Here is a 22,967-nt window from a genome sequence, read left to right as displayed (position 1 = left end):
AAGGTGTGTGGATCACATTCGTAGACCGCATTAATACGTTGCCACCACCCTTCAGGGCGGCACCGCGCATCAAGTGCGTGCTTCCTGAGCCCCGTGGCGGGTATGCACCAGCACGTCGCTTTCACCCTCCTGGGCAACCTCGCCGCGCTGGTTGATGAGTTCGAAGCGCCGCCCCACTTTACCGCTGCGGCCGCTTTTCCCCAGCGTCGCGTCGAGAATGGTCAGACGCAGATGGATCGTGTCATTGACCAGCAATGGTGCAAGAAAATTCCAGTTGCGAAAGCCCAGCATGGCGATCACAGAGCCATGAAAAATCCCTAGTTCGTGCAGCATGCCGGTACTCACGGCAATACCCAGCGCACCATGCACAACGCGTTGGCCATAGCGGGTGCCGCGTGCATATTCAGCGTCGGCATGGATAGGGTTCCAATCGCCCGACAGCATCGAAAAGAAAGTAAGGTCGGTCTCCGTCAGGGTGCGTCCGCCACTCTCAAATACCTGCCCCGGTGAAAAGTCTTCAAAATAGTGTGTGCTCATCACATGTCCTCGATGCGTGCCTGCGCCATGTCGCGCAGCTTTGCACGCTGTATCTTCACCCCGTTGGAGCTTTGAGTGGATGGAAATTCCTGCACCTGCCAGATGTATGCAGGCACCTTGAATGCGGCCAGCAGGCCTGCAAGCGCCGCCTGCAATGCGGCGGTATCCAGCGCAATACCCGCTTTGGCAATGACAAAAGCGGCGCAGCGCCGCTGCCCACCGGGCGTCTCGACCGCGACAACCTGCGCGTCGGCCACACCGGCCTGGTGCTTGATGACTTCCTCGATTTCGGTCGGATCGACCAAAAAACCCGCCAGCCGTATGGCGTCGCCATGGCGAGTCTGGTAGACAAAACTGCCGTCATCGCGCAGATAGCCGATATCGCCGGTATGAAAATAACCGTCGTCGTCAATAGCGGCCCGCGTGGCCTGCGGATTGTCCAGGTATTCCGCAAAGTTGGTGTCGGCTTTGATTTCGATCAGGCCGCTTTTTCCGGGTGCAAGCAAAGCGCCGGTATCGGCGTCACGGATGCGTAGGCGCGCGCCGGGATTGCTGGGCGTCCCGCCCCCCTTGAGCCGTTCTTCCATGGGCAGATCCTGCCGGTTGTATGAAAACAGGGCCTGCACCTCGCTGGAGCCGTATAGGCCGGTAAGCGGGATCCCCCGTGCCCAAGCTTCATTGCCCAGCGCTTGCGCACCGGGGTGGAAGGACGCGAATGCGCACACCCGCAACGAAGGGAAAGGACGTACGCCGGGCGCCGCCTCCACGAGCCGATGAAACATTTCATCGCTGCCGAACAGATGGGTGACCTGGTGTTGTACCACCAGCCGCGCGGCCTCATTGGCATCGAAAGTGCTGGCGATCACCGTCGGCCTGCCACCCGCAAACGCGCCCAATACACCATTGAAGCCAAACACGCCGCATAGCGGCAGGGTAGACAGCAGCACACTGCCCGACTGGCCCAGACCAAAGGCATGGGCCACATGCTGGCTGTGCACAGCGATGCTGTACTGGCGGTGAACCACCAGCTTGGGGCCACTTGTCGTACCCGAGGTGGTAAAGAGAATATTGAACGCCTGGCTATGGCCGGCGCATGGCGGCTCGCCATCGGGAAGGCTGTCCAGATCGAATCCAACCACCGGGCGGCCCAGTACGGCCGCCGCCTGCGCAAGGCCGGCATCCCCTTGCGCCCGCACCACAGCAATACATTCCAGCAGGCGTGCAGCCGATGGATCCACCCCCGACAGCACGGTGGGAAAATCGATTTTGCGGAAACCCGGCTCCAGCACCAGCATGCGGGCGCGCGAGCACTGAAGGATGAAAGCCAGTTCGTGCGCCCGGTAGCGCGTGTTGACGGTGACCAGCACCGCGCCCAGGTGGCTGAGCGCGAAGTACAGTGCAAGCCACTCCACACGGTTCACCATCCACACGGCGACCCTGTCGTCCCGTCCGATGCCATGCTGCGCCAGCCACACTGCGGTACGCCGGCACATCGCCGCAAACTGCCCGAAGCTGATCTCGCGGCCATCCTCGATAAAGGCAACGGCGTCGGGCCGCTGCGCAGCCTGGCGTGCAAGCAGCTCAGGCAAACTCGTCAACAAAGCCATTCAGGCACTACCCCCGGGGTGCAATAGAACGCCGTACTCAGTACAGCTCCATGAGTTTTGCGTTGTCGCTCAGATCCTGTGGCAAGGCCTCGGTAATGATGCGGCCCGACTTCATGACGATGACACGATCCGAAATCTTGAGCGCTTCTTTCACATTCTGCTCCACCAGCAAAATAGACATGCCGGTCTGCTGCTGCAGTTCGCGTATGGGTTGCAGCAAGTCCTGGAACAGCTTGGGCGCCAAGCCGATCGACGGCTCGTCCATGAGCAGACAGCGCGGCCGGCTGAGCAGCGAGCGGCCAAGCGACACAATCTGCTGCTGCCCGCCCGATAGCGTGCCCGCCCGCTGCCTATAGAACTGCCCCATCGCCGGCAGCACTGACATTACCCAATCCAGCCTTTCGGCGCGCTGATCCTTGGGGATGCCGGCGGCCCACATGGCCATGCTCATCGTCTCGGCAACGGTGAGGCCCGGGAAGACTCCCCGGCCTTCCGGAACCAGCGACAAGCCGGCAGCGGTGAGCTGGCGCGGCTGAATATTGCCGAGCGGCGTGCCATCCAGAAGAATATCGCCGCCCTGGCGCGGCACCAGGCCGAACAGCGCCTTGAGCAGCGTGGATTTACCCGCGCCATTGTGGCCGATCAGGCACAGCACTTCGCCCGCACGAAGCTCGACATCAAAGCCGTCCAATACCGGACGGCCGCCGTAGCCGACCACCAGCCCACGGGTTTGCAGTACCGGCGCCGTCATGCCTGCTCTCCGAAATAAATAGCCGCCAGGTGCGGATCCTTGAGCACAGCCTCCGGATCGCCGTCCGCCAGCAGCGTCCCTTGGTCCAGGAAGGCGATGCGGTCAGACACGCTCACGACGATATCAAGATTGTGTTCGATGATGCATACGGTGACGCCCTGCTCGACCTCCGTACGCAACAGTCGCAGAAAGCGTTCGTAAGAGCCACGATCCAGACCCGACGCGGGCTCGTCCAGCAGCCACATGCGGGCATCGGAGGCCATGATGCGCGCCATACTCAGGAACTTGCGCTCGGCATAGGCCAGATCAATGGCGCGAGAACGGGCCTTGCCGGCCAGGCCCACACGCGCCAGGATGTCGGCCACTTTTTCTTCACGCATTTTGCGCCCGGCGCGACCGCCCGGCTGCCACAGCCACGATACAGGCTCCATCACCGTCAGCACGTTTTCCTGCACCGTCATGTGGTCGAACAGGCGCAGGTCCTGGAAGGTGCGCACAATGCCCTTGCGGGCGATCTGCCAGTTCGACTGGCCAACAATGGACTGCCCTCGCCAGAGGATATCGCCGCCGGTCGGCTGCAGATAGCCGGTGATCAGGTTGAACAGCGTGGTCTTGCCTGCGCCATTGGGGCCCACCAGCGTCGTGATGATGCCAGCCCGCATGTCCAGGCTCACATTATTGGTCACTTGTAGTCCGCCAAAATTCTTGCGCAGATTGCTGATGCGCAGCAGCACCTCGCGGTCATCCGCGCTCATGACGCCTCCTTGTGGCGGGACGAGCCAACCAGGCCGCCGGGGCGAAAGATCATGAGCAGCACCATGGCGGTGCCATAGGCGATCTGCTGAATTGCGCCGACCTCAGTGGAAGGCAGAAACCACATATAGCTGAACACGCTGGGCAGCAGCGCCAGTATCAGCGTACCGACCACTGGACCGAATAACGTTCCCGTACCGCCAATGATGACCATGGCCATGAGCAGCACCGAAGTATCCAGCGTGAAGCTCTCTACATTGATGAAGCCCAGGTAGAACGCATACAGTGCGCCCGCAATGGCCGCGAGCGCCGACGAGATCATCACGGACAGCGTCTTGATGATGGCCACATTCTTGCCAAATGCGTGGGCGGCGGATTCACTGTCGCGTATTGCCTTCAAATTGCGGCCAAAACTGGAGCGCAGCAAGACGTTGGTGATAAGGATGACCACGACGAGCGAGGCAACAGCGAGCAGCGTGAACTGCTTCGGATCCGCCAAGGCATACCCAAAGATATCCACTGGAGGGATGCCGATGATGCCGCCCAGGCCGCCCGTGAAAGACTTCCATTCGGCAAAGATGGTAACGCCGAGTACTTGCAGGCCCAGCGAGGCGGCAACAAAGTATTCGCCGCGCACCCGCAGCGCAGGCAGCGCCAGCACCAATGAAAGCAGCGCGGCGACCACCATGGCGGCAGGTACGGCCAGGAAGAGTGAAGCCGTGTAATGCAGCGCCATGAACGCCGCCGTGTATGCACCCACGCCAAAGAAGATTGCATGCGCCATCGAGAAAATGCCGGCGTAGCCCATAATGAAATTCAGCGTGATGGCGAGTACCGCATTGATGCTGATCAGGGTAACGAGGTTGAGGATGTAGGCGAGCATGGCATTTCCTCAGGACACGGTGGCGCGGCCAAAGAAGCCAGCGGGGCGGAACAGGATGAACAGGAACAGGACGACAAAAGTAACGGCCTCACTCCATTGCGACCCCAGGTAGATCAGCGCCAGGTTTTCGCTCAAACCCAGCAGCAGGCCCGCACAGGCGGCGCCGCGCAGGCTGCCGACACCGCCGACAATCGTAGCGGCCAGGCTGACCAGCACGATGTGATGGCCGATGGCTGGATTAAGCCCGGTGCTGGCCGCGCCCAGGATGGCGGCCGGCACCACCAACAGCGAGCCCAGTGCAAAAACAATCGTGGAAAGACGCCTGGGGCTCAAACCGTAGATGCGCACCAGATCAGGGTTCTCAGACAGCGCGCGCAAACCCATCCCCATGTGCGTACGCATCAGGAACACATGCAGCGCGGCGAAGAACACCAACGCGCAAAGTATGGCAATGCCGGACAGCGGCGACACAAACAGGCCCGGTATGATCTCGATACTCATGGACAGCGGTGTGGAAACGGACACGAAGCCCCGCCCGAACACCATACCGATCACGTTCTGAACAACGATGCCTGCCCCCAGCGAAGCGACGAACACCGTGAAAAAGGAACCCTCATGGCGCTGTATGGGCGCATACACCCAGCGGTCCATCGCCGCCCCGAAGGCCACCGCGCCGGCAGCCGCGATCAGCACCGCCAATACCCAATGCAGTTGAGCGACCGAATAAAAGTGATAGAAAAGATAGGCGGCAATGGTGAATGTGGCCCCGTGCGCAAAGTGGAAAACCCGGGTCGAGCCGAAGATCAGCGAGAACCCGACCGCAATGAGCGCATACATGGCGCCCGCCTGGACGCCATTGACCAGCAACTGAAGCAGCAGCATGATGAACCGTCTACTGCGCTTCGGATACGACGGTCACGATCTTGCTGCCTTCAGCCCCGCCCACGATTTCATTGATCTGCATGGGGCTGATCACCGTGCCGTTATCCTGGAACGTGAGCTTGCCGCCCACCATGTCGAACGTAGGCGTTTCCTTGCGCTGCTTGAGCAGGTTTTCGCCGGTGATGGCTTCGCCCTTTTTCTGCAGCGCCTGCCCAAGCAGGCCAAACAGACGCGTAGCGTTGTAGTAGTTGGCGATGTACGCGGTGGGCGATTTCTTGTACTTGGCCTCGTAGTCTTTCACGAAACGCTGGGTGACCGGATCAGACGACTTCCAATCCACACTTTGCGTGGTGTAGAGGGCGCCCTTGGCTTCGGGCAGCGTCATCATCTGCGGGATAGAAAACGCGCTGTAGCTGACCAGCGGCTGCGTGATGCCGTTGTCGCGAAACTGCTTGACGATCTGGGCCTGCTGGGCGCCATACGATGCGATGTAGACCACATCAGGATTGGCGGCGCGCACCCGCGCGGCAATGCCGCTGAACTGCTGCGCCGTGGTAGGCACCGACAAGGCTTCGGCCAGCTCGCCGCCCACCTTGGGCAGCACGGTGCCGATATCCTCACGTACCGCCGCGCCCAGCGGGTCGTCCACATACACCAGCACGAAGCGCTTAAGCTTGCGCTCTTTGACCAGGTAGGGCAGCATGGCCCGCACTTCGTCGTTGGCCAGCGGGATCACGTTCCAGAAGTACGGCCCGAGCTTGGCCAGATCAGGCCCCACGCCGCCGCCATTGACGGCAACCGTCTTGGTGCGAGTGGCAGTGGTGGAAATCGCCTTGGACACGCCCGTGAAGGCGGAAAGCACATAAGGAACGCCTTCGACGTTGACCAGCTTGTTCATCCCAATGACGCCCTGCTGCGGCAAGGCTTGGCTGTCCTCGTATTTGACGGACAGCGTGCCGTCGAGCAGCTTGTCCGCATTGATGTGCTCCACGGCCAGGTTGACGCCCGAGCCGAAGATATCGCCGTAGGTGGCATTGGGGCCGCTCATGGGAAACAGTGCGCCAATGGCGACATCTTTGGCATGCGCCACCTGCCCCCATATGGCAGCGGCAACAACAAGCCCGATCGAAAGCGTGCGTGCAATGGGAGTCATCCCGGTCTCCTGTCTCGTTCTTTGAATAGTGCCCGCGTCATTACGCGCGAGTTTGGACATTATCTGCGAAAGTTTCGGCTGCAACCAGAGACTACACAGCCCATCCCCGCCGCGCCGCTGTTTCGCCCGGGCAAATATTAGGGCAAATACCAGAACGCAGGGCGGACACTGGGCTCCTTGCTTACTGGGGCTGTACGCCAGCCAGCTTGATGAGTTCAGCCCATTTCTTTTCCTCTGACTTGTTATAGGCGGAGAACTCCTGCGGTGTGCTGCCCACGGGTTGGGCACCCAGGCTTTCGTATTGCTTGATCAGATCGGGGTCTTTCAGGCCTGCGCGGGCGTAATCCGCAAGCTTGCGCACCACAGCGTCGGGTGTGCCCGCAGGCGCCCAGATGCCGTACCAGGTGCTGGTATCAAAGGTAGGAAAACCCGATTCGGCCATAGTGGGAACATCAGGCAGCACCCCTACGCGCTTGGGCGTGGTGACTGCAATGGCACGCAGCTTGCCGGACTTGATGAACGACATGGCCGAGGGCATCGAGTCGAACATCAGGTCGAGCTGGCCGCCCACCAGGTCTGTCAATGCGGGCGAGCTGCCCTTGTAGGGCACATGCTGCATCTTGAGCTTGGCCAGGTGCTTGAACAACTCGCCCGACAAATGCTGCGCGGAGGCGCTGCCTGCCGAACCGAAGTTCAGCCCTGCATCACTGGCCCGCGCCTTTGCCACCAGATCAGACACCGACTTGATCGGCGATGTGGCCGGCACCACCAGCACCAGCGGCACCGCGGCTAGCTGCGTTACCGGCACGAAATCCTTGAAGGAGTCGTAGGGCATCTTCTTGTAGACGTGTGGATTGATCACATGCAGTGAAGCATTGGCCAGAATGGTGTAGCCGTCGGGCGCGGAACGCGACACCTGCTCGGCGCCTATCATGCCGCTGGCACCGGCCTTGTTCTCCACCACCACAGACTGGTTCATCTGCTTGCCCATGGCATGGGCCGCCGCACGCGACATCAGATCGGTGGGCCCACCGGGCGGATACGGCACCACCATCCTGACCGGCTTGTCCGGAAAGGCGTCGGCGCCCTGCGCCAGCGCCGGCGCGGCGGCCAGACTCAGTGCCGCCACGGCGCATCCACCGAGCCATCGCTTGAGTGTCTGTACGGGAAAAATAGTCATGTTGTCGTCTCCTGTTTTATAGAAAGTGCAAGCTTGCCGATGACATGACGGCCATGAAGCGCCGCCAGCGCATCGGGCAATCCGTTCATTGGATACACCTTGCTTACTTCGGGCCGTATGCGCCCATTACGTGCCCAACTCAGCAGCGTTCGCATGGCGCGCTGCAGTGCAGGCGCATGCACGGCACGCTCATCGGCCGGTGTCCAGCCGATATAACGCCCATAGAAGAAACCATGGAGCGTCAAATTCTTGACCAACAGCAGATTGGGCTGCACCGCTGGCATGCTGCCGCTGGCGAAACCGATGCTGAGCAGTTGCGCATTATGTGCGGCGGCCCGCACGGCATAGCCAAATAGCTCGCCGCCAACCGGATCGACGATGACATCCGCACCCCGGCCAGCGGTCAGCGTTTTCACCTGCGTCGCCAACTCGGGCCCGGGCTCAAGTGCCGCGCGCGCCCCGCGGGCCATCGCCGCCTCACGCTTGGCCTGTGTGCTTGCACACGCAATAACGTCCGCGCCCACCTGGGCCGCAATCTCGACGGCAGCCAAGCCCACGCCGGCGCCCGCGCCCAGCACCAATACGGTTTCCTCCGGCTGCAAGCCACAACGCCACATCAAGCCGGTGTAGGCAGTGCCATAAGAAATAGGCACAGGCAGCGCCGCCAATGGTGGCAACCCTTGGGGCAAGGGATACACCGTGTAGGCCGGCAGCAGCAGCCGCTGCGCGTAACAGCCCCACCGTGCAATGGCCACCACCGCATCGCCCGGTTTTACGTGACTGACCCGCGCGCCTGCGCTCACGACGGTGCCGACTGCTTCCGTACCAGGAATGAAGGGCAGCGGCGGCTTGGTCTGGTAGCGGCCTTCAACCATAAGGCCAGTCGCATGGCTCACGCTGGCATAGGAGACATCAATGACCACCTCATCTGCGCCGGGCGCGCCGGGGTCCGCGCATTCGCGCAGTTGCACGCCCTGCACCGGGCCAAACGCGTCACACTGCAATGCCAACATGCCGTCATTCCTCTTGTATGGCGGGCTCGGCCTGGCGCACGACCGCGCTGCCGAGCAGTTCATCGATCTCATGTCGCGCGAGGCCAGCTTCCTGCAAAATCTGCAGCGTATGCTCGCCAACGGCGGGGGCGCACTGCATTGGCCGGCGCAATTCGGTCCCGGGCAGGCCCGGCAACGACACCATGCCCCAACCCGGCTGGGCGAAGTCCTGAAACACGCCCAGATGCCCGGCCTGCGGATGGTCTGCGAGTTGCGCGTAATCTCGCACCGGCGCATGTAGCACGTCATGCTGCGCAAAGCGTGCAACCCAGGACGCGGTGGATGCCGTACTCAACTGCGCCGCAATCTCGCCGTGCAGTACGTCGCGTTGCGCCATGCGCAGCGCGTTGCCTGCGAAGCGGGGATCATCGAGCCAGGCTTCGCGCCCCAACGCCCGACAGAGCCGGCCGAACTGGTCGTCGTTGAGCGCAAGCACGGAGATCCGGCCATCAGCCGTATCAAAGACCCCGTTCGGCGCACTGACTGCTTCGGCTCGCCGACTGCCTGTGTGGGCGTAGGCCGCAATATCATTGATCTGCAGCGCGGCGCATGCCTCGAACAAGCTCAGGCGCACATGCGCGCCCTGGCCGGTGAGGGCGCGCCGGTACAACGCCGCCGATGTCTGTTGGGCTGCATAAAGCGCGGTGGCAATATCGGCCAGCAGGATGCCAACCCGGCGCGGCATGCCGTGCTCATCCTGGTTGGCAAACATCAGGCCCGAATCCGCCTGCATCACTGAATCCGACGCGGGCGCCTGGGCACAAGGCCCGTCTTCACCGTATCCGCTGATAGACACGTAGATCAAACCCGGCACATCCGCAGCCAACACGTCGTATCCCATCCCCATGCGTTCAGCAACACCTGGGCGAAAATTCTGCACTACGATATCCGCGCCCGACGCCAGACGGCGCAGCAGCGCACGACCTGAATCGACACGCGCATCGACGCACAGGCTGCGCTTGCCGGCGTTATAGCTGACCGACAAGGCGCTGTGCCCGGCGGCCGTCACGCCCACATGCCGCCCCCAATCGCCCTGGGGGGGTTCAACCTTGACGACGTCCGCCCCCTGCTGCCAGAGCATCTGGGTGCAATAAGGCCCGGCGATGCCCTGGCTGAGATCGAGAATACGGAGGCCGGTGAAAGGCAGATCAGCTTGCATGCGTACGAATAAACGGGGTGATAACGGTGTAAAACCATCCTAGCATCGGCACTCTCCGTCTACAATTCCAAATAAACTGGCATGAGTGTTGAGAAAAAATGGACAATGATCTCGACTTGAACCTGATACGCCTCTTCGTGGCCGTGGTGCAAACCCAAACACTCAGCGCCGCCGCACGGCGCTGCGGCATGACGCGATCAAACGCATCGCGCCAGCTCAAAGCGCTGGAAGTCGCCACTGGCGCCCAACTGCTCAGGCGCACCACTCGCCATACCGAGGTTACAGAGGCCGGCCGCATCCTGTATGGGCATGGCTTGCGTATTCTGGAAGAGGCCCATACCGCCCAAACGTCGATCGACAGCCTGGGGCAGTCCGTACGCGGCGATGTGCGCATCCGCCTGCCCACCGGCCTGGGCCACCTTTACCTGGCGTCGGTGCTTCTGCAGTTTGCACACGCCTACCCCGATGTAAGCCTGCGGGTGCATATCAATGACTACATTGGCGATCTCATTGGTGCCGAAGTGGATCTCGCCCTCAAGATTTCGTCCACACCGCCCGACGACCACGTGGCACGCAAGTTGTGCGACGTTGCCTGGTGCCTGTGCGCCACACCCGCGTTCCTGGCGCAGACAGGGCCGGTGGTCACGCTGCAAGACCTCACACGTCGCACACTGATTGCCCCCGCGTCCATGGGCCGCAGCTTCGATCTCAAGCTGGACATGGACGATACGCCCGTGTTGCTGCGCGTGGCGCCACGCCTGCAATCAGGCGATTACCCCTATTTGCTGGAAGCCACATTGGCCGGGCTGGGCATCGCACTGCTGCCGCGCTACGCCGTATGGCGGCAACTGCAAGCCGGCACGCTGCGGGAAGTCCTTCCCCAATATGAGCCAGAGGGCGTCGGCGACAGCCTGTATCTACTGACTGCGCCCAATCGCTATCCCACGCTCGCCACCCGCGCCCTGATGGACCACATCAGCGCACAGATACACGAACACGAAATCAACTGGCAACGACCGGCCGCGCCCCATATCCAAGGCGATAGTGCCTTTGGCAAGATGCAAGGGTACGAATAACGTCTCTTTCCAGAATCAGGCGTTCCGCCGTCGCAACGCATCATCGGGGAATTGCGCAGCGAACCGGCGCAAGGCGTGAAAGCAGGGTAATCACGGAAATCGGCAGGAGAAGAACCTCACTTCATCAAAGCCGAATTGCCAAGCGCCGGCCAGCGTTCCACACTGCAACAGCTGCACACAACGTGCGCAACCTAAGAAGGCGGCCGGTTTACCAAGACCCTACCCATGCGGCAGCCTGTATGGAATATCGCCGCGCGGGCAAGCCAGAAGAATAGATTCAGCCTCACTAGAAAGTAGAAAGGAGACACTCATGAACTGGAAATGCATGATGCTGGCCTGTGCCGGCGCCATAGCGATAGGCGGTACGCAGGCCGCGGACAACTGGCCCACCCAACCCCTCACGCTGGTTGTCGGCTATTCGCCCGGCGGCCCGGTCGACACGACGGCACGCACCTTTGCGAAGTATCTGAGCGAAGAGCTCGGCCAGACTGTTGTGGTCGAGAACCGCACCGGCGCCAGTGGCATGATCGCCGCACAATCCACCGCCCGCGCGCCTGCAGACGGCTATACCATCAATTTCGTCGCCAGCCCGACGCTGACCATCACGCCGCTCATCCAGAAAGGCGCCCGCCTGGATCTGGACAATGACTTCTCCTATATCGGCACCATGGTGGACTACACCAATGTTCTGGTAATCAACAAAGACCTGCCGATCAAGAATGTGCAGGAACTGGTCACGCACTCGAAAAAGAATCCCGATACGGTGTCATTCGGATCGGCCGGCGTGGGGGCATCCAATCACCTGTCGGCCGAACTGCTCAAGCAGAAGACCGATGCAAACATGCTGCATGTGCCCTATCGCGGCAACTCGCCCGCCATGATGGATGTGATCGGTGGCAAGATCACCTTCATGTTCGACATCATCAGCACCGCGAAGACCTACATCGACAGCGGCCGAGTGCGGGCGCTGGCGGTGACATCGCGCGAACGCAACGAGGGCCTGCCCGATGTGCCGACGATGATCGAGGCCGGCGTCAAAGACTATGCCGTAACCGGTTGGTATGGACTCATCGGGCCCAAACAACTGCCCGAGCATGTGCGCGCGCGGCTCGAATCGGCGATGAAGACCATCACGAAGAATCCTGAATTCGTGAAGAATATGAAGCAGGGCGGCTATACGATCGATGTATACAGCGGCGCGGCCCTGCATGAGCGGGCCAAAAAAGAATATGCATTGTGGGCCGATGTGATCAAGAAGGCCGGCATCCGCGTCGATTAACGTTTGGAGGCTGCATGCAAAGCGCCCACGAGCATCTGTTGGCGATAAGCCGGCCTGCTGGCTGACTGCAGCGGCGCATGGTTGGCCAATGCCCGCCTTCCCATGAAAAGCGCCGCCACGCACCGGACCGAAGTCCGGAACGTGGGGCGTATAGCCTTGTACCAGAGATAAAGAGGTGGGCGCCTCAGCCCTCAGCCCTTAGCCCTCAACCCTTAGCCCTCAGCCCTTAGCCCTCAGCCCTTAGCCCTTAGCCCTTAGCCCTTAGCCCTCAATCTTGATATTGGCTTCTTTGATGACCTTCGCCCACTTCTTGATTTCCCCGTCCAGGAAGACCGCGTAGTCTTCAGGCGTGCCCAGCATGGGCTCGGCGCCTGCCGCGGCCATGGCAGGCCCGATTTTTGGGTCCTTGAGTATCGACTGAAGCTGGCCGCTGAGCTGCGCGATTATTTCCTTGGGCGTACCCTTGGGTGCACACAGCGCCGTCCACGAATACGCTTCGTAGCCATCAACGCCCGCTTTCGCGATGGGCGGCACATTCGGCGCCAGCACCGATGGCTCAGGGTTGCCGACGCCGAGCGGAATAATGCGGCCACCTTCGATGAACGGCAGGGCGGACGGCGCATCGGCAAACATCAGGTCCACCTGCCCGCCCACCAAGTCCTGCATGGCCGGCGCGCTGCCGCGATAAGGCACGTGCTGCAGCTTCACACCAGCCAGGCTGTTGAACAATTCACCCGCCAGGTGTGTGCCGCCACCGGTGCCCGACGAACTGAAGGTAATGTCGCCCGGCTTGGCCTTCGCTTTCTCCACCAGGTCTTGCACTGTCTTGACGCCCAGCGATGGATGGGCGCACAAAATAATGGGGAAGCGGGCAACCTTGCCGACGGGATCGAAGTCGGCCTGGATGTCGTAGCCCAGATCATTGCGCAGGCTGGGATGGACGGCATGGTGAATTGCCGGGAAGAAGAAGTTATAGCCATCCGGCGCGGCGCGGGCCGCCAGACGCGCGGCCACAATCCCGCCTGCGCCCGCCTTGTTGTCGATGACTGCGGCCTGTCCCCACATTTCGCCGAGCGGTTTGGCCACAAAGCGCGCACTGGTGTCGACGGGGCCGCCCGCCGGGAACGGAATGATGAAATTGACGGGTTTGCCGGGCCATTTTTCCTGTGCGGCCCAGACCCGGGCGCCGGGCAGGGCGGCGCCCAGCATGCCTAGCCCCAAGCCTGCCAACGCCTGACGCCGATTGATGCGATTCATGATGTTGTCTCCCCTGGTGATTAGAATTGTTTGCCGTACCCCTACTTCGAGCCGGTGGCGGTTTCCGGGGCTCACCGCATCAGGCCGGCCCATCCGGCGCGAGGGCGCCGGCAAGCCTGGCCCGCGACTGCGGCCCGGAAACCGGCCCCATCAGGCCGGTGCGCTCGCGCCCGCACTTCCTTGCAGGCCCAGCTCACGAAGGATATCGTCGGTGTGTTGCCCGAGCAGCGGCGGCGCCATGCGGTATTCCACCGGCGTCTCCGAAAACCGCATGGGGCTTGCCGTTGTGGGCGCGGTGCCCGCCAACGGATGCGGCAGCGTTTTCCAGATGCCGCGATGCTTGACCTGCTCGTTGTCGAACACCTGCGCAATATTGTTGATCGGGCCGCAGGGCACCCCCACCTTCTGCAGTTCGGCAATCCATTCATCGCGCTTGCGCGTGGCCATGATGGCCTCGAGCTCGGCAATCAGCGCCACACGGTTCTTGAGCCGCTGGCTGTTGGTGACGTAGTCGGGGTGGGTAGCGAGGTCGGGCCGCCCGATGACGCCGCAATAGGCCCGATACTGCGAATCGTTGCCCGTTGCCACGATAAGGTGGCCGTCGCTGGACGCGAACACCTGGTATGGCACCACGTTCTGGTGGGCATTGCCTGCACGCTTGGGCGCGACGCCGGTGGTCATGAAGTTAAGGTTCTGGTTGGCAAGCATCGACACGTGGCAGTCCAGCAGGGCCAGATCGATATGCTGACCCAGGCCGCTGCGATGCCGCTCGTGCAACGCACCCAGCACGGCAACGGTGGCATACATGCCAGTGATGATGTCTGTCACTGCAACGCCGGCCTTTTGTGGGCCGCCGCCGGGCAGGTCGTCCCGTTCGCCGGTGATGCTCATCAGCCCCCCCATGCCCTGGATCATGAAATCGTAGCCCGGCAGCGAGGCCATGGGCCCGGACTGGCCGAAGCCAGTGATCGAGCAGTACACCAGCGAGGGGTTAATCGCCTTGATGCTTTCATAATCGAGCCCGTACTTCTTGAGCCCACCCACCTTGAAGTTCTCGACCAGCACATCGCACTTGGCGGCCATTTTGCGCACCAGCTCTGCGCCTTCGGGGGTGGCGATATCGATCGTGATCGAACGCTTGTTGCGATTCGTGCTCAGATAGTACGCCGCCTCGGTCGTGTCGGCGCCCTGCTCGTCCTTCAGATAGGGCGGCCCCCAGCTGCGCGTATCGTCGCCGCCGCCCGGGCGCTCCACCTTGATGACGTCGGCCCCCAAGTCCGCCAGGTTCTGCGTGCACCACGGCCCCGCGAGCACCCGAGACAAATCCAGAATCTTCACACCGTCCAGCGGTGCCTTGCGGCCATCCATTACCTGACTCCTGCTATTCCATTGCTTAATACGATAACGTCGCGCTCCAGCGCCCTCGCCTGGAAATGCACCGCACCGCCGTCAGAATTCCAGATCTCGACAGCCAGGGTTTCGCCCGGATAGACCGGAGAAGAAAAGCGCGTGTGCATGTAGGCCAGGCGCTTGCTATCGTAACCGCAAACCGTTTTGACGAGCGCGTGCGCGGCCACACCGTATGTGCACAGCCCATGAAGAATCGGACGCGCAAAGCCTCCCTTCTCGGCCACGGACGGGTCGGCATGCAGGGGGTTGTAGTCACCGCTCAGGCGGTACAGGAGCGCAGCCTGGGCAAGCGTAGGCAGCTTGCAGACCGCATCGGGGGCGCGGTCTGGCACCTTGGGCAGCGCTTCCGTCGGCTCGTCTCCCGCGCCAAAACCGCCATCGGCGCGGCAGAAGGTAACATGCTCCACAGTGGCCAGCAGGGCATCGGTGACGGCGTCGTGCACCTTGCGCTCGGTAACCACCAGCGCACCCTTATCGGCGCCTTTGTCGATCACGCGCGAGATGTGGCTGCGGCCCACGACTGTGCCGGTGGCCGGGAACGGCGCGTGAAAATGCATGCGCTGCTCGCCATGCACCAGCTTCATCCACGATATGCCGGCCTTGGGATCTTTCATCCAGAAGCCCGGGTAGCCCAAGACCGCGGCCATGGACGGGAACACCTCAAGGTTCTCCTCGTAGACATACTTAAGCTGGTCGCGGTCGATGGGATCATGCCCCAGGCCGATGCCCAGCGCGTAAAGGATCACATCCTTTTCAGTGTACGTATGACGAAGTTCGGGGAAATGCCAGTTCTTGATCAGGTCATAGTCGAGCGGCATGGCGTACTCCTTAGATGGGATCCCAGCCGATCACCTCGGGCGAGCGCTCCAGTTTGTAAAAGCTGTTCTTCATGGCCGGGATGGCAATCTCGGCAATCCCCTCGGGCGTCCAACCTTCGGACATATGCACCGACCGCACCGGGCGGGGCTGGCTGAACAGCATGATCTCGTTGGCGCGCACAGAGAAGATCTGGGCGGTGACTTCGCGGGCAGCATCGCTGCCCAAGTACACGACCAGCGGCGCAATCTTGCCGGCCTCCATCTTCTGCAGCTTCTGCACACGCAGTTTTTCTTCGGGCGTCTCGGCTGGAATGGAGCTGGTCATGGCTGTCCAGGCAAACGGCGCGATGCAGTTCGAGCGCACGTTGAAGCGCGACATATCCAGAGCGATGGACTTGGACAAGCCCACAATGCCCATCTTGGCGGCGGAATAATTCGCCTGGCCAAAATTGCCGATCAAGCCAGAAGTGGAAGTCATGTGCACATATGCGCCCGACTCCTGCTCGCGGAAGAACGGCGCCGCGGCGCGGCTGACATAAAAAGAACCGTTCAGGTGCACGTCCAGCACCTGCGACCACTCTTCATCCGACATCTTGTGGAACAAGCGGTCGCGCAGATTACCGGCATTGTTCACAATGATGTCGATTTTGCCGAAGGTATCCACCGCAGCCTGGACGATATGATGGGCGCTCTCGCGACCTGCCACGCTGTCGGTGTTGGCGATCGCCTCACCGCCGGCAGCCTTGATTTCATCGACCACGCGCTGGGCGGGTTCGGCGCCGATGTCATTGACCACCACGCGCGCACCCGCCGCAGCCAGGCCCAGCGCGATGCCCCGGCCGATTCCGCCCCCGGCGCCGGTGACGACTGCCACCTTACCGTCTACCAAACCACTCATGTCCATCTCCTTGGTGTATACAGTTCAAAATATGCCCCGACGCCATATAACAGGGCGGACGTTGTCGCAGGCCGCGTTCCAGCATAGGGTAAAACCAGCGCCGGCTGAACTCGGCTTTCAAAAACTCTCCGTTAAGTATGGCTTAAGTGCAGCGAGGCGGCCACTCGCGACGCTGTACTCAGCCCTGTACTCGTTAACTAGGCCAAAACCCCCGCCTAAGCAAAACAAAATTGCCATACCGGCCTATTGCAGTAAAACTCGACCAATTCGATGACAACACCTCTCAACGAGCCAATCACCATGTCCAGCAAACAAGACGCATCGCCCTCGCATGCGCAGTCAGATATCGGCGCCGACCTGTACTACCGCACACAACTGGATCAGGGCAGCTTTCAGATCCAACGCTGCGCGTCCTGTGAGCGCAGCGTTTTCTATCCGCGCATGCTCTGCCCCCACTGCGGCAGCGACAATCTCACTTGGTACACACCTTCGGGCGAAGGCGAGGTCTACTCGACCACGATCGTGCGGCGCAAGCCCGAGCACGGCGGCGACTACAACGTCGCACTGATCGATCTTAAAGAAGGCGTGCGCATGATGAGCCGTGTCGACGGGATCGCACCTGACGCGGTGCAGATCGGCATGCCGGTCAAGGCGGGCGTTGTCGATGGCGGCGACGGAAAGATGGTCGTGTTCACGGTGGCGGGGGATAAATAATGATCAATGAACGACTCAGGGGCGCCGCCGCGGTTGTTGGCGTTGGCCACGCGGGGCTGGGCCAGGCCAACGGCTACACCGAAATGGAAATCCTGGTGCAGGCCGCGCATCGCGCCGTCACCGATGCCGGGCTCACCATGCAGGACATCGACGGCATCTGTACCGCCAGCGTCGCATCCACCATGTGGGCGATGCCGGTGATCGAACACCTGGGCATCCGGCCCACTTTCATCGAAAGCACCATGCTGGGCGGCTCCAGCTTTGTGGCGCATTTGATGCCGGCCATCCAGGCGCTGGAATCGGGCCAGTGCAATGCCGTACTGGTGTGCTACGGCAGCACGCAGCGCACCTCCACGCTGAACCGCGCCGAGATCGGGGCCGCACGCCGCAAGCTCGACCCACAACCCTACGAGCAGCCCTACAACCCGCTGAACCCGCTCAGTTCCTATGCGCTGGCGGCACGCCGCCACATGCACCAGTACGGCACCACCCGCGAGCAGCTTGCCGAAGTCGCCGTGGCTGCCCGCAAGTGGGCGCAACTCAACCCCGAAGCGCAAGATCGCGGGCCGCTCAGCATTGAAGACGTCATGTCCGCCCGCATGGTTTCCGATCCGCTCACTGTGCGCGATTGCTGTCTGGTTACTGATGGCGCCGGAGCCTATGTGCTGGTGCGCGCCGACCGCGCCCGCTCGCTCAAGCAGAAGCCGGTCTATGTTCTGGGCAACGCCACCGCCGTGTGGAATCGCCAGATCTCGTCCATGCATGACCTTACCGTCACCGCGGCACAGCAGTCCGGCCGCGTCGCCTTCGAAATGGCAGGCGTCAAGCCGTCCGACATCGATGTCGTGGAACTGTACGACGCATTCACCATCAATACCATTCTGTTCCTGGAAGACCTGGGCTTCTGCAAGAAGGGCGAAGGTGGTGAATTCGTCAGCAACGGTGCCATCGCGCCGGGCGGACGCCTGCCCGTCAACACCAATGGGGGCGGCCTATCGTGCGTGCACCCCGGCATGTACGGCATCTTCATTCTGATCGAAGCCGTGCGCCAGTTGCGGGGAGACTGCGGCGAACGCCAAGTCAAAGACGCGAAACTGGCCGTCGTCAACGGCAATGGCGGTACGCTATCCAGCCAGTCCACGGCGGTGTTGGGTACGGAAGAAACGCTGTAGCGAGAGGGTGCTGCCGCTGCGAAAATAACAATAAATCTATATCCTCAGGGCCGCGGCACCCAGCTCCGCTTCAACCGCGCACTTTCTTGAGCAACGCCCGCACCTCCTCCCGCCGCCCCTCATCGGCCACTTTCCGGCCTGGCCGGGGCGGCGCTTTCAGCGCCTTCTCAAGGTAGGGGATCGCCTCAACCTTACGGTTGCGGTAGACAAGGTAGTCGGCATAAAAGTAATTGGGATCGATGCCGTCGGGGTTCACGGCAAGTGCCTGCTTGAGCAATACTTCCGCTTTCTTGTTGTCGCCGAAGCCGATAGGCCATCCCGGCACCTTGTAATAGAGCACGCCCAGGCTGTTGAGGGCGGATCCATCCAGCGCCTTGCTGTCGATCTGGATGGCGGTTTCGTACTCTGTCTTGGCGCGCTTGGCCAAGCCCAGTGCGCCTGTACCGCCTTTGGCGCCAGCCCACGAACTCAGGATGATGCCCTCCCAGATATGCGGCTCGGCGCGGGTGGCGTAGCGGCTGGTCAGCCCGTGTGCCTGCTGCGACAGTGCCTCGAAGCGGGCCGTCCGTTGCCCTTCCGGAACCTTGTACTGAATGACAGCCCATTCCTGTTGAAGGGTGCGGATACCGTCGTCGAGGCCGCTGGCGGAAGTTTGGGCGTGTGCCGGGTATGAAAGGGATGCCCCCGCCAACAGGGTCGCGGCTATTCCGCGCAAAAGAAAATCTCGGATCATAAGGATGCTCCAGGAGGTAGATGCAAGGATTCCAGCGCTTTCCGATGCCGGGCAAATACGCCATCCAGCCATTCTGGAAACAAGCCATTCAAGCGGGCAATCAGCGGCTCAATGCCGCCCGCAAAACGCTGCCGCGATTCCGTGCGCAGCATGCGCGCAACTTGCCGCGCAACGGCTTGCGGAGAGTCGCTGGTTGAGCCGGTGGCCTTGTTGAAAGCCATCACCTGCGGCGTGTTGAAACGCGTATCAATGGTTCGAGGCGCGTAGTACTGGACGCGAATCGCGGAGCCCGCCAGTTCGCGCCGCAGCGCTTCCGTGTAGATCCGCAGCGCCGCCTTGCTTGCGCCGTAGGCGGAGAACCCCGGCACGCCCAGGCTTCCCAGCGTGGAACCGATATTGAGTATCTGTGCCCGCGGCCTGGACCGCAGCATGGGCAGCATGCCGGCAACCAGCAGCATGGGCGCAAGAATGTTGGTATCGACTATCTGCCTGGCATGATCGGCCTGCAGGTCGTGGGCGGGCCCAAAGGCGGCGACGGCAGCATTGTTAATCAGCACATTGGCCCGCCGCGCCGCCGCCGCGTCGATAATGGCGGCGCGTCCGTGCTCAGTCGTCACGTCCACGATCAACACATCGACGCGGGAACGACGGTGCGCGCCCACATCAAGTGATTGGGCCAGTTCAAGTAGCGGGCCGGCGCTGCGCCCTACCAGCAGCATGCTTGCGCCTTCACCAACAAGCTGGCGCGCAATGGCGCTGCCCAGGCCGCCCGAGGCGCCCGTCAGGACAACTGATGCGTCGGCGGCCTTCATGCTGATGCCTCGTTCGCCACGGCGCGCGGCAGTGAACGAAAAATGGCGCCGTACAGCCGATAGAACATGTGCGCGCCATGAATCACCGCATCGCGATCCCCCTGGTCGTCCAGCCGGTTCATCAACTCGGCGAAATGCGCGGTATGACCAACGTCGAGCGCTCCATGCGATCGCAGATAGCTGAAGGCATTAGCCGGCAGATTGAGTGAACGCTGTATCTGGTCCGCGGCGTTCAGCGCCAGCGCCACGCTGGTGCCCTCCAGCACATGCACCATACCAAAGAAGCCCATCGGGTTCTTGCGAGCGATCGTGTCGTACGCGTACGACACCATGATTTCGGTGTCGGGGCCCGGCCCCGCACGACGCACCGCGTCGGCATCCTGGCCCAGCGCGCGCAGATCGTTCAGTATCCACTCATCGTGCCCGATCTCCTCATCAGCGTACTCATCCAGCGCGGCGTGCAGCCATCCCAGGCGCTGCGGAATACGCGCGCGGCAGGCATGCATCAGTGGCACAGTCTGGCTCACATGGTGATATGCCTCGCGCAGGAACGCGATGTAGGACGGCAGCGCAACCTCGCCATGCAGGCAGTCCTGGATGATCGGCGTACCAACCAGCGACGCTCGGCTGTCCTCGGTCCTCTTGAGCAATGTTTGATAGAAAGACATAGTGATTCAGGCCATGTATTAAGCGGAAACCCGCGGGAAAAGTTCGGCGTGCATCGCTGCCACGGCATCGCGGCGCGGCCGGCCGTTGGCGGTTGCCAGCCCGCTGGCCGTAGAAAAATCGGCATGCGCGCGCATCCATGGGCCGATGCGCGCATAGTCGGGCAAGTCCTGGTTCACACGGTCGATGCAGGCACGGAGCACGTCATCGCTCGCATCACCAAGCGGCCAAAGGACGGCACCCAACGCCGGCTGGCCATCCCCCAGTACAACTGCCTGGGCAACGGCGGGCTGACTGGCCAATTGGGCTTCTATCCATTCAGGCGACACATTCCGCCCGAAGCCGGTCACCAGCACATTCTTCTTGCGGCCGCGAATATGCAGAAAGCCCGCATCATCCAGGAAACCAAGGTCGCCGGTCGCCAGCCACTCACGACGCGCAAAAGGCTGCCCCAGGTAGCCGAGCGCCTGACAGCCCGCGACTTCTATTTCACCATCGTCGGCGATGCGCACGCGCGTATGCGGCAAAGGGCGACCGGCAGAGCCCGAGCAGTCGGCGTCGGGCAGGTTCAAGGTCTGTACCGAGCACGCTTCCGACAGGCCATAGCCTTCGAAAGCCGGAATGCCCTGGCTGCGCGCCGCACCCAGCACCTGCGCGCCCACTGCTGCACCACCGACCGCCATCAGCCGCAACGCTCCCGGCGCGGCGGCACGCGCCGCCTGCAGCCAGCCGGCATATGCGCGCAACATTTGCGGCATCACAATGACGCTGTGAGCGCCGCAACCGTTGAGCGCCTCGTGGAACAGGCCCGGGTCAAAGTGCGAGGATCCCTGTAAACCCACCTCGCCCAACGGCCGCACAACGACAGCGGCACCTTCCATCAAGGGCGCATAGACGCCAGCAATGTTCTCCAGCAATATCGCCAAGGGCAGGGCCGTCAGGTGGCGCCGGACGGCAAGCGGCTTCGTCGCCTGTGCCACGCCTGCGGCCACGGCGAGCATGTCGCTCGCCGCCAGGCACACGCCTTTGGGGCTGCCTGTCGACCCCGAAGTGAACGTGATCTTTGCGGTACCGGCAGGCAGCGATGCGTCGGCCGTACGCCGGAACAGAAACTGACCGGCCGGCAGCGCGCCTGCCCTTTCAAACCCGAACGCGGCAAGCACGGCACCGAGCGGCCCGGATGCGATGACCGTATCGACACCCGCAGCGTTCAGCGTGGCGCCCCACTGCTCGGGGGTAAAGAACAAGGGCAGCGGCACATGGACAACACTGGCACGCAGGCAGGCAAGATCATGGATGATCCAGCCAGGGCCATTGTCCAGCAATGACGCCGCAACGCGTGTGCCATGCGCTACGAGCCGATCGGCATGGCCCCGTACACGCTCGCTCAATGCGCCGTAGCTGATGGTTTCCGATGTTGTTTGTATCGCAGAAAGGCCACTGCGGGCAGGGCTATCCAGCAATGCCAGGAAATCAATGGTATTCATGCCCGGTTCCCCGGAAAACGCGCCAAAATGGCGCTCAGTCGTCCTGCGAAAACCTGGGGCGCATGCGCGTAGTAAGTTCCCCAATCTCCGCGTTCGTGTTCGCCCAAACGCTCCATCGTGGCTGCCGACAGCGGTTGATGCGCCAACCCCATGCGCAAGAAAAGATGGTGGAGCTCACTCGTCAGGGTACTGACGGCCCAGTCAAAGCCTTGCTGTCGCAGATGCTGCGCCAACAACGGCACGAGCAGGCGCCCCGCGCCGGGCTGCACCGCGGCGAACTGCCCTGCCTCTACGATCAGGTGGCGCGCCACGGGCGTACCGCTGTCGCGCAGATAGTGCTCAATGGGTGCCGAAAGATAACGCTCGAGAAACAGCGGATCGCTGCCGCCACGATAGCCGGCTGCGGCAAGAATTTCGCCATTGGCCTGCACACTGACCAGGGTTGGCATCCATTCCTTCAGGCAAGCACCAAACCGTTGGTGATAACGTTGGCGGATATATGATTCGACAAGCGGGCGAAGCGGATCATCGGGTTGATGGATATGCAGCGCGCACGGCTGGGACGGGCGCCGCACGGCGGATGCCTGCCATGCGGGGTGCGAGGTAAGCCGGGACTGCGTCATGCGGGCTTGCGGTAGGAGCGTCATTCATTTCCCTTTATGATGTACCGCAGCGTAGACGAGCAACC

General features: G+C 62.0%; 23 protein-coding genes. 4 read left to right on the top strand and 19 right to left on the bottom strand.

Annotation, left to right across the window (positions count from 1 at the left end; translation table 11 throughout):
- Window positions 1-69: 69 nt before the first annotated feature.
- From LOL23_RS05075 to LOL23_RS05030, 10 genes are all read right to left on the bottom strand, one after another.
- Window positions 70-537: a MaoC/PaaZ C-terminal domain-containing protein gene (locus LOL23_RS05075; RefSeq protein WP_160978494.1), complete on the bottom strand. Its 468-nt coding sequence runs from the start codon at window positions 535-537 to the stop codon at window positions 70-72.
- A complete protein-coding gene (locus LOL23_RS05070) occupies window positions 537-2,144 on the bottom strand; it encodes an AMP-binding protein (protein WP_237173244.1) in 1,608 nt (535 codons plus the stop codon). The genes LOL23_RS05075 and LOL23_RS05070 overlap by 1 nt, the downstream gene beginning before the upstream one ends.
- Window positions 2,145-2,181: 37 nt before the next feature.
- Complete coding sequence (locus LOL23_RS05065; RefSeq protein WP_160978498.1) at window positions 2,182-2,895, bottom strand: ABC transporter ATP-binding protein; 714 nt, start codon at window positions 2,893-2,895, stop codon at window positions 2,182-2,184.
- The gene (locus LOL23_RS05060; RefSeq protein WP_160978500.1) at window positions 2,892-3,650 is read right to left on the bottom strand and encodes an ABC transporter ATP-binding protein; all 759 of its coding nucleotides are present in this window, start codon (window positions 3,648-3,650) and stop codon (window positions 2,892-2,894) included. Before LOL23_RS05060 ends, LOL23_RS05065 begins: the two co-directional genes overlap by 4 nt.
- Window positions 3,647-4,531: a branched-chain amino acid ABC transporter permease gene (locus LOL23_RS05055; protein WP_160978502.1), complete on the bottom strand. Its 885-nt coding sequence runs from the start codon at window positions 4,529-4,531 to the stop codon at window positions 3,647-3,649. The genes LOL23_RS05060 and LOL23_RS05055 overlap by 4 nt, the downstream gene beginning before the upstream one ends.
- Window positions 4,532-4,540: 9 nt before the next feature.
- Window positions 4,541-5,413, bottom strand: coding sequence for a branched-chain amino acid ABC transporter permease (locus LOL23_RS05050; RefSeq protein WP_237173243.1), 873 nt, complete (start codon window positions 5,411-5,413; stop codon window positions 4,541-4,543).
- 10 nt (window positions 5,414-5,423) lie between these two features.
- Window positions 5,424-6,566 carry an ABC transporter substrate-binding protein gene (locus tag LOL23_RS05045; protein WP_237173242.1) on the bottom strand — a complete coding sequence of 381 codons (1,143 nt, stop codon included), beginning with the start codon at window positions 6,564-6,566 and terminating at the stop codon, window positions 5,424-5,426.
- Window positions 6,567-6,747: 181 nt separating this feature from the next.
- Complete coding sequence (locus tag LOL23_RS05040; protein WP_160978508.1) at window positions 6,748-7,746, bottom strand: tripartite tricarboxylate transporter substrate binding protein; 999 nt, start codon at window positions 7,744-7,746, stop codon at window positions 6,748-6,750.
- On the bottom strand, window positions 7,743-8,759 hold the full coding sequence (locus LOL23_RS05035; RefSeq protein WP_160978510.1) for an NADPH:quinone oxidoreductase family protein: 1,017 nt from the start codon (window positions 8,757-8,759) through the stop codon (window positions 7,743-7,745). The genes LOL23_RS05040 and LOL23_RS05035 overlap by 4 nt, the downstream gene beginning before the upstream one ends.
- Before the next feature lie 4 nt (window positions 8,760-8,763).
- Window positions 8,764-9,957, bottom strand: coding sequence for a CaiB/BaiF CoA transferase family protein (locus tag LOL23_RS05030; protein ID WP_160978512.1), 1,194 nt, complete (start codon window positions 9,955-9,957; stop codon window positions 8,764-8,766).
- 98 nt (window positions 9,958-10,055) lie between these two features.
- Between LOL23_RS05030 and LOL23_RS05025 the strand changes: the two genes are divergently transcribed.
- Window positions 10,056-11,033 carry a LysR family transcriptional regulator gene (locus tag LOL23_RS05025; RefSeq protein ID WP_237173241.1) on the top strand — a complete coding sequence of 326 codons (978 nt, stop codon included), beginning with the start codon at window positions 10,056-10,058 and terminating at the stop codon, window positions 11,031-11,033.
- Window positions 11,034-11,343: 310 nt separating this feature from the next.
- A complete protein-coding gene (locus tag LOL23_RS05020; RefSeq protein ID WP_237173240.1) occupies window positions 11,344-12,312 on the top strand; it encodes a Bug family tripartite tricarboxylate transporter substrate binding protein in 969 nt (322 codons plus the stop codon).
- Window positions 12,313-12,573: 261 nt separating this feature from the next.
- Here the strand turns inward: LOL23_RS05020 and LOL23_RS05015 are convergent, their stop codons facing one another.
- The 4 genes from LOL23_RS05015 to LOL23_RS05000 all read right to left on the bottom strand — a co-directional run bounded on the left by LOL23_RS05015 (window position 12,574) and on the right by LOL23_RS05000 (window position 16,695).
- Window positions 12,574-13,569, bottom strand: a complete 996-nt coding sequence (locus LOL23_RS05015; protein WP_160978518.1) for a Bug family tripartite tricarboxylate transporter substrate binding protein — start codon at window positions 13,567-13,569, stop codon at window positions 12,574-12,576.
- A gap of 150 nt (window positions 13,570-13,719) precedes the next feature.
- Window positions 13,720-14,937 (bottom strand): CaiB/BaiF CoA transferase family protein, encoded by a 1,218-nt coding sequence (locus LOL23_RS05010; RefSeq protein WP_160978520.1) that lies wholly within the window; start codon window positions 14,935-14,937, stop codon window positions 13,720-13,722.
- The gene (locus tag LOL23_RS05005; protein ID WP_160978522.1) at window positions 14,937-15,797 is read right to left on the bottom strand and encodes a MaoC/PaaZ C-terminal domain-containing protein; all 861 of its coding nucleotides are present in this window, start codon (window positions 15,795-15,797) and stop codon (window positions 14,937-14,939) included. The genes LOL23_RS05010 and LOL23_RS05005 overlap by 1 nt, the downstream gene beginning before the upstream one ends.
- 10 nt (window positions 15,798-15,807) lie before the next feature.
- Entirely contained in the window at window positions 15,808-16,695 is an 888-nt protein-coding gene (locus LOL23_RS05000) for an SDR family NAD(P)-dependent oxidoreductase (RefSeq protein WP_160978524.1), read from the bottom strand.
- Window positions 16,696-16,995: 300 nt separating this feature from the next.
- Here LOL23_RS05000 and LOL23_RS04995 point away from each other — a divergent pair, with 300 nt between their 5' ends.
- Together LOL23_RS04995 and LOL23_RS04990 are read left to right on the top strand one after the other, a co-directional pair.
- Entirely contained in the window at window positions 16,996-17,409 is a 414-nt protein-coding gene (locus tag LOL23_RS04995; protein ID WP_160978526.1) for a Zn-ribbon domain-containing OB-fold protein, read from the top strand.
- Window positions 17,409-18,581, top strand: coding sequence for a thiolase family protein (locus LOL23_RS04990; protein WP_160978528.1), 1,173 nt, complete (start codon window positions 17,409-17,411; stop codon window positions 18,579-18,581). Before LOL23_RS04995 ends, LOL23_RS04990 begins: the two co-directional genes overlap by 1 nt.
- A gap of 70 nt (window positions 18,582-18,651) precedes the next feature.
- Here the strand turns inward: LOL23_RS04990 and LOL23_RS04985 are convergent, their stop codons facing one another.
- The 5 genes from LOL23_RS04985 to LOL23_RS04965 are packed head-to-tail and all read right to left on the bottom strand — an operon-like array spanning window position 18,652 to window position 22,926.
- The gene (locus LOL23_RS04985) at window positions 18,652-19,314 is read right to left on the bottom strand and encodes a tetratricopeptide repeat protein (RefSeq protein ID WP_237173239.1); all 663 of its coding nucleotides are present in this window, start codon (window positions 19,312-19,314) and stop codon (window positions 18,652-18,654) included.
- Window positions 19,311-20,126, bottom strand: a complete 816-nt coding sequence (locus LOL23_RS04980; RefSeq protein WP_160978532.1) for an SDR family oxidoreductase — start codon at window positions 20,124-20,126, stop codon at window positions 19,311-19,313. The genes LOL23_RS04985 and LOL23_RS04980 overlap by 4 nt, the downstream gene beginning before the upstream one ends.
- Complete coding sequence (locus LOL23_RS04975) at window positions 20,123-20,794, bottom strand: iron-containing redox enzyme family protein (RefSeq protein WP_160978534.1); 672 nt, start codon at window positions 20,792-20,794, stop codon at window positions 20,123-20,125. The genes LOL23_RS04980 and LOL23_RS04975 overlap by 4 nt, the downstream gene beginning before the upstream one ends.
- Window positions 20,795-20,812: 18 nt before the next feature.
- On the bottom strand, window positions 20,813-22,279 hold the full coding sequence (locus LOL23_RS04970) for an AMP-binding protein (protein WP_237173238.1): 1,467 nt from the start codon (window positions 22,277-22,279) through the stop codon (window positions 20,813-20,815).
- The gene (locus tag LOL23_RS04965) at window positions 22,276-22,926 is read right to left on the bottom strand and encodes a thermostable hemolysin (RefSeq protein ID WP_237173237.1); all 651 of its coding nucleotides are present in this window, start codon (window positions 22,924-22,926) and stop codon (window positions 22,276-22,278) included. The genes LOL23_RS04970 and LOL23_RS04965 overlap by 4 nt, the downstream gene beginning before the upstream one ends.
- Window positions 22,927-22,967 lie beyond the last annotated feature (41 nt).

Source organism: Paracandidimonas lactea, from assembly GCF_021653995.1.
Classification (GTDB): Bacteria; Pseudomonadota; Gammaproteobacteria; order Burkholderiales; family Burkholderiaceae_B; genus Allopusillimonas; species Allopusillimonas lactea.
Note: the sequence above shows the minus strand (reverse complement) of the source record. Positions and strands in the feature narration are given on the sequence as shown.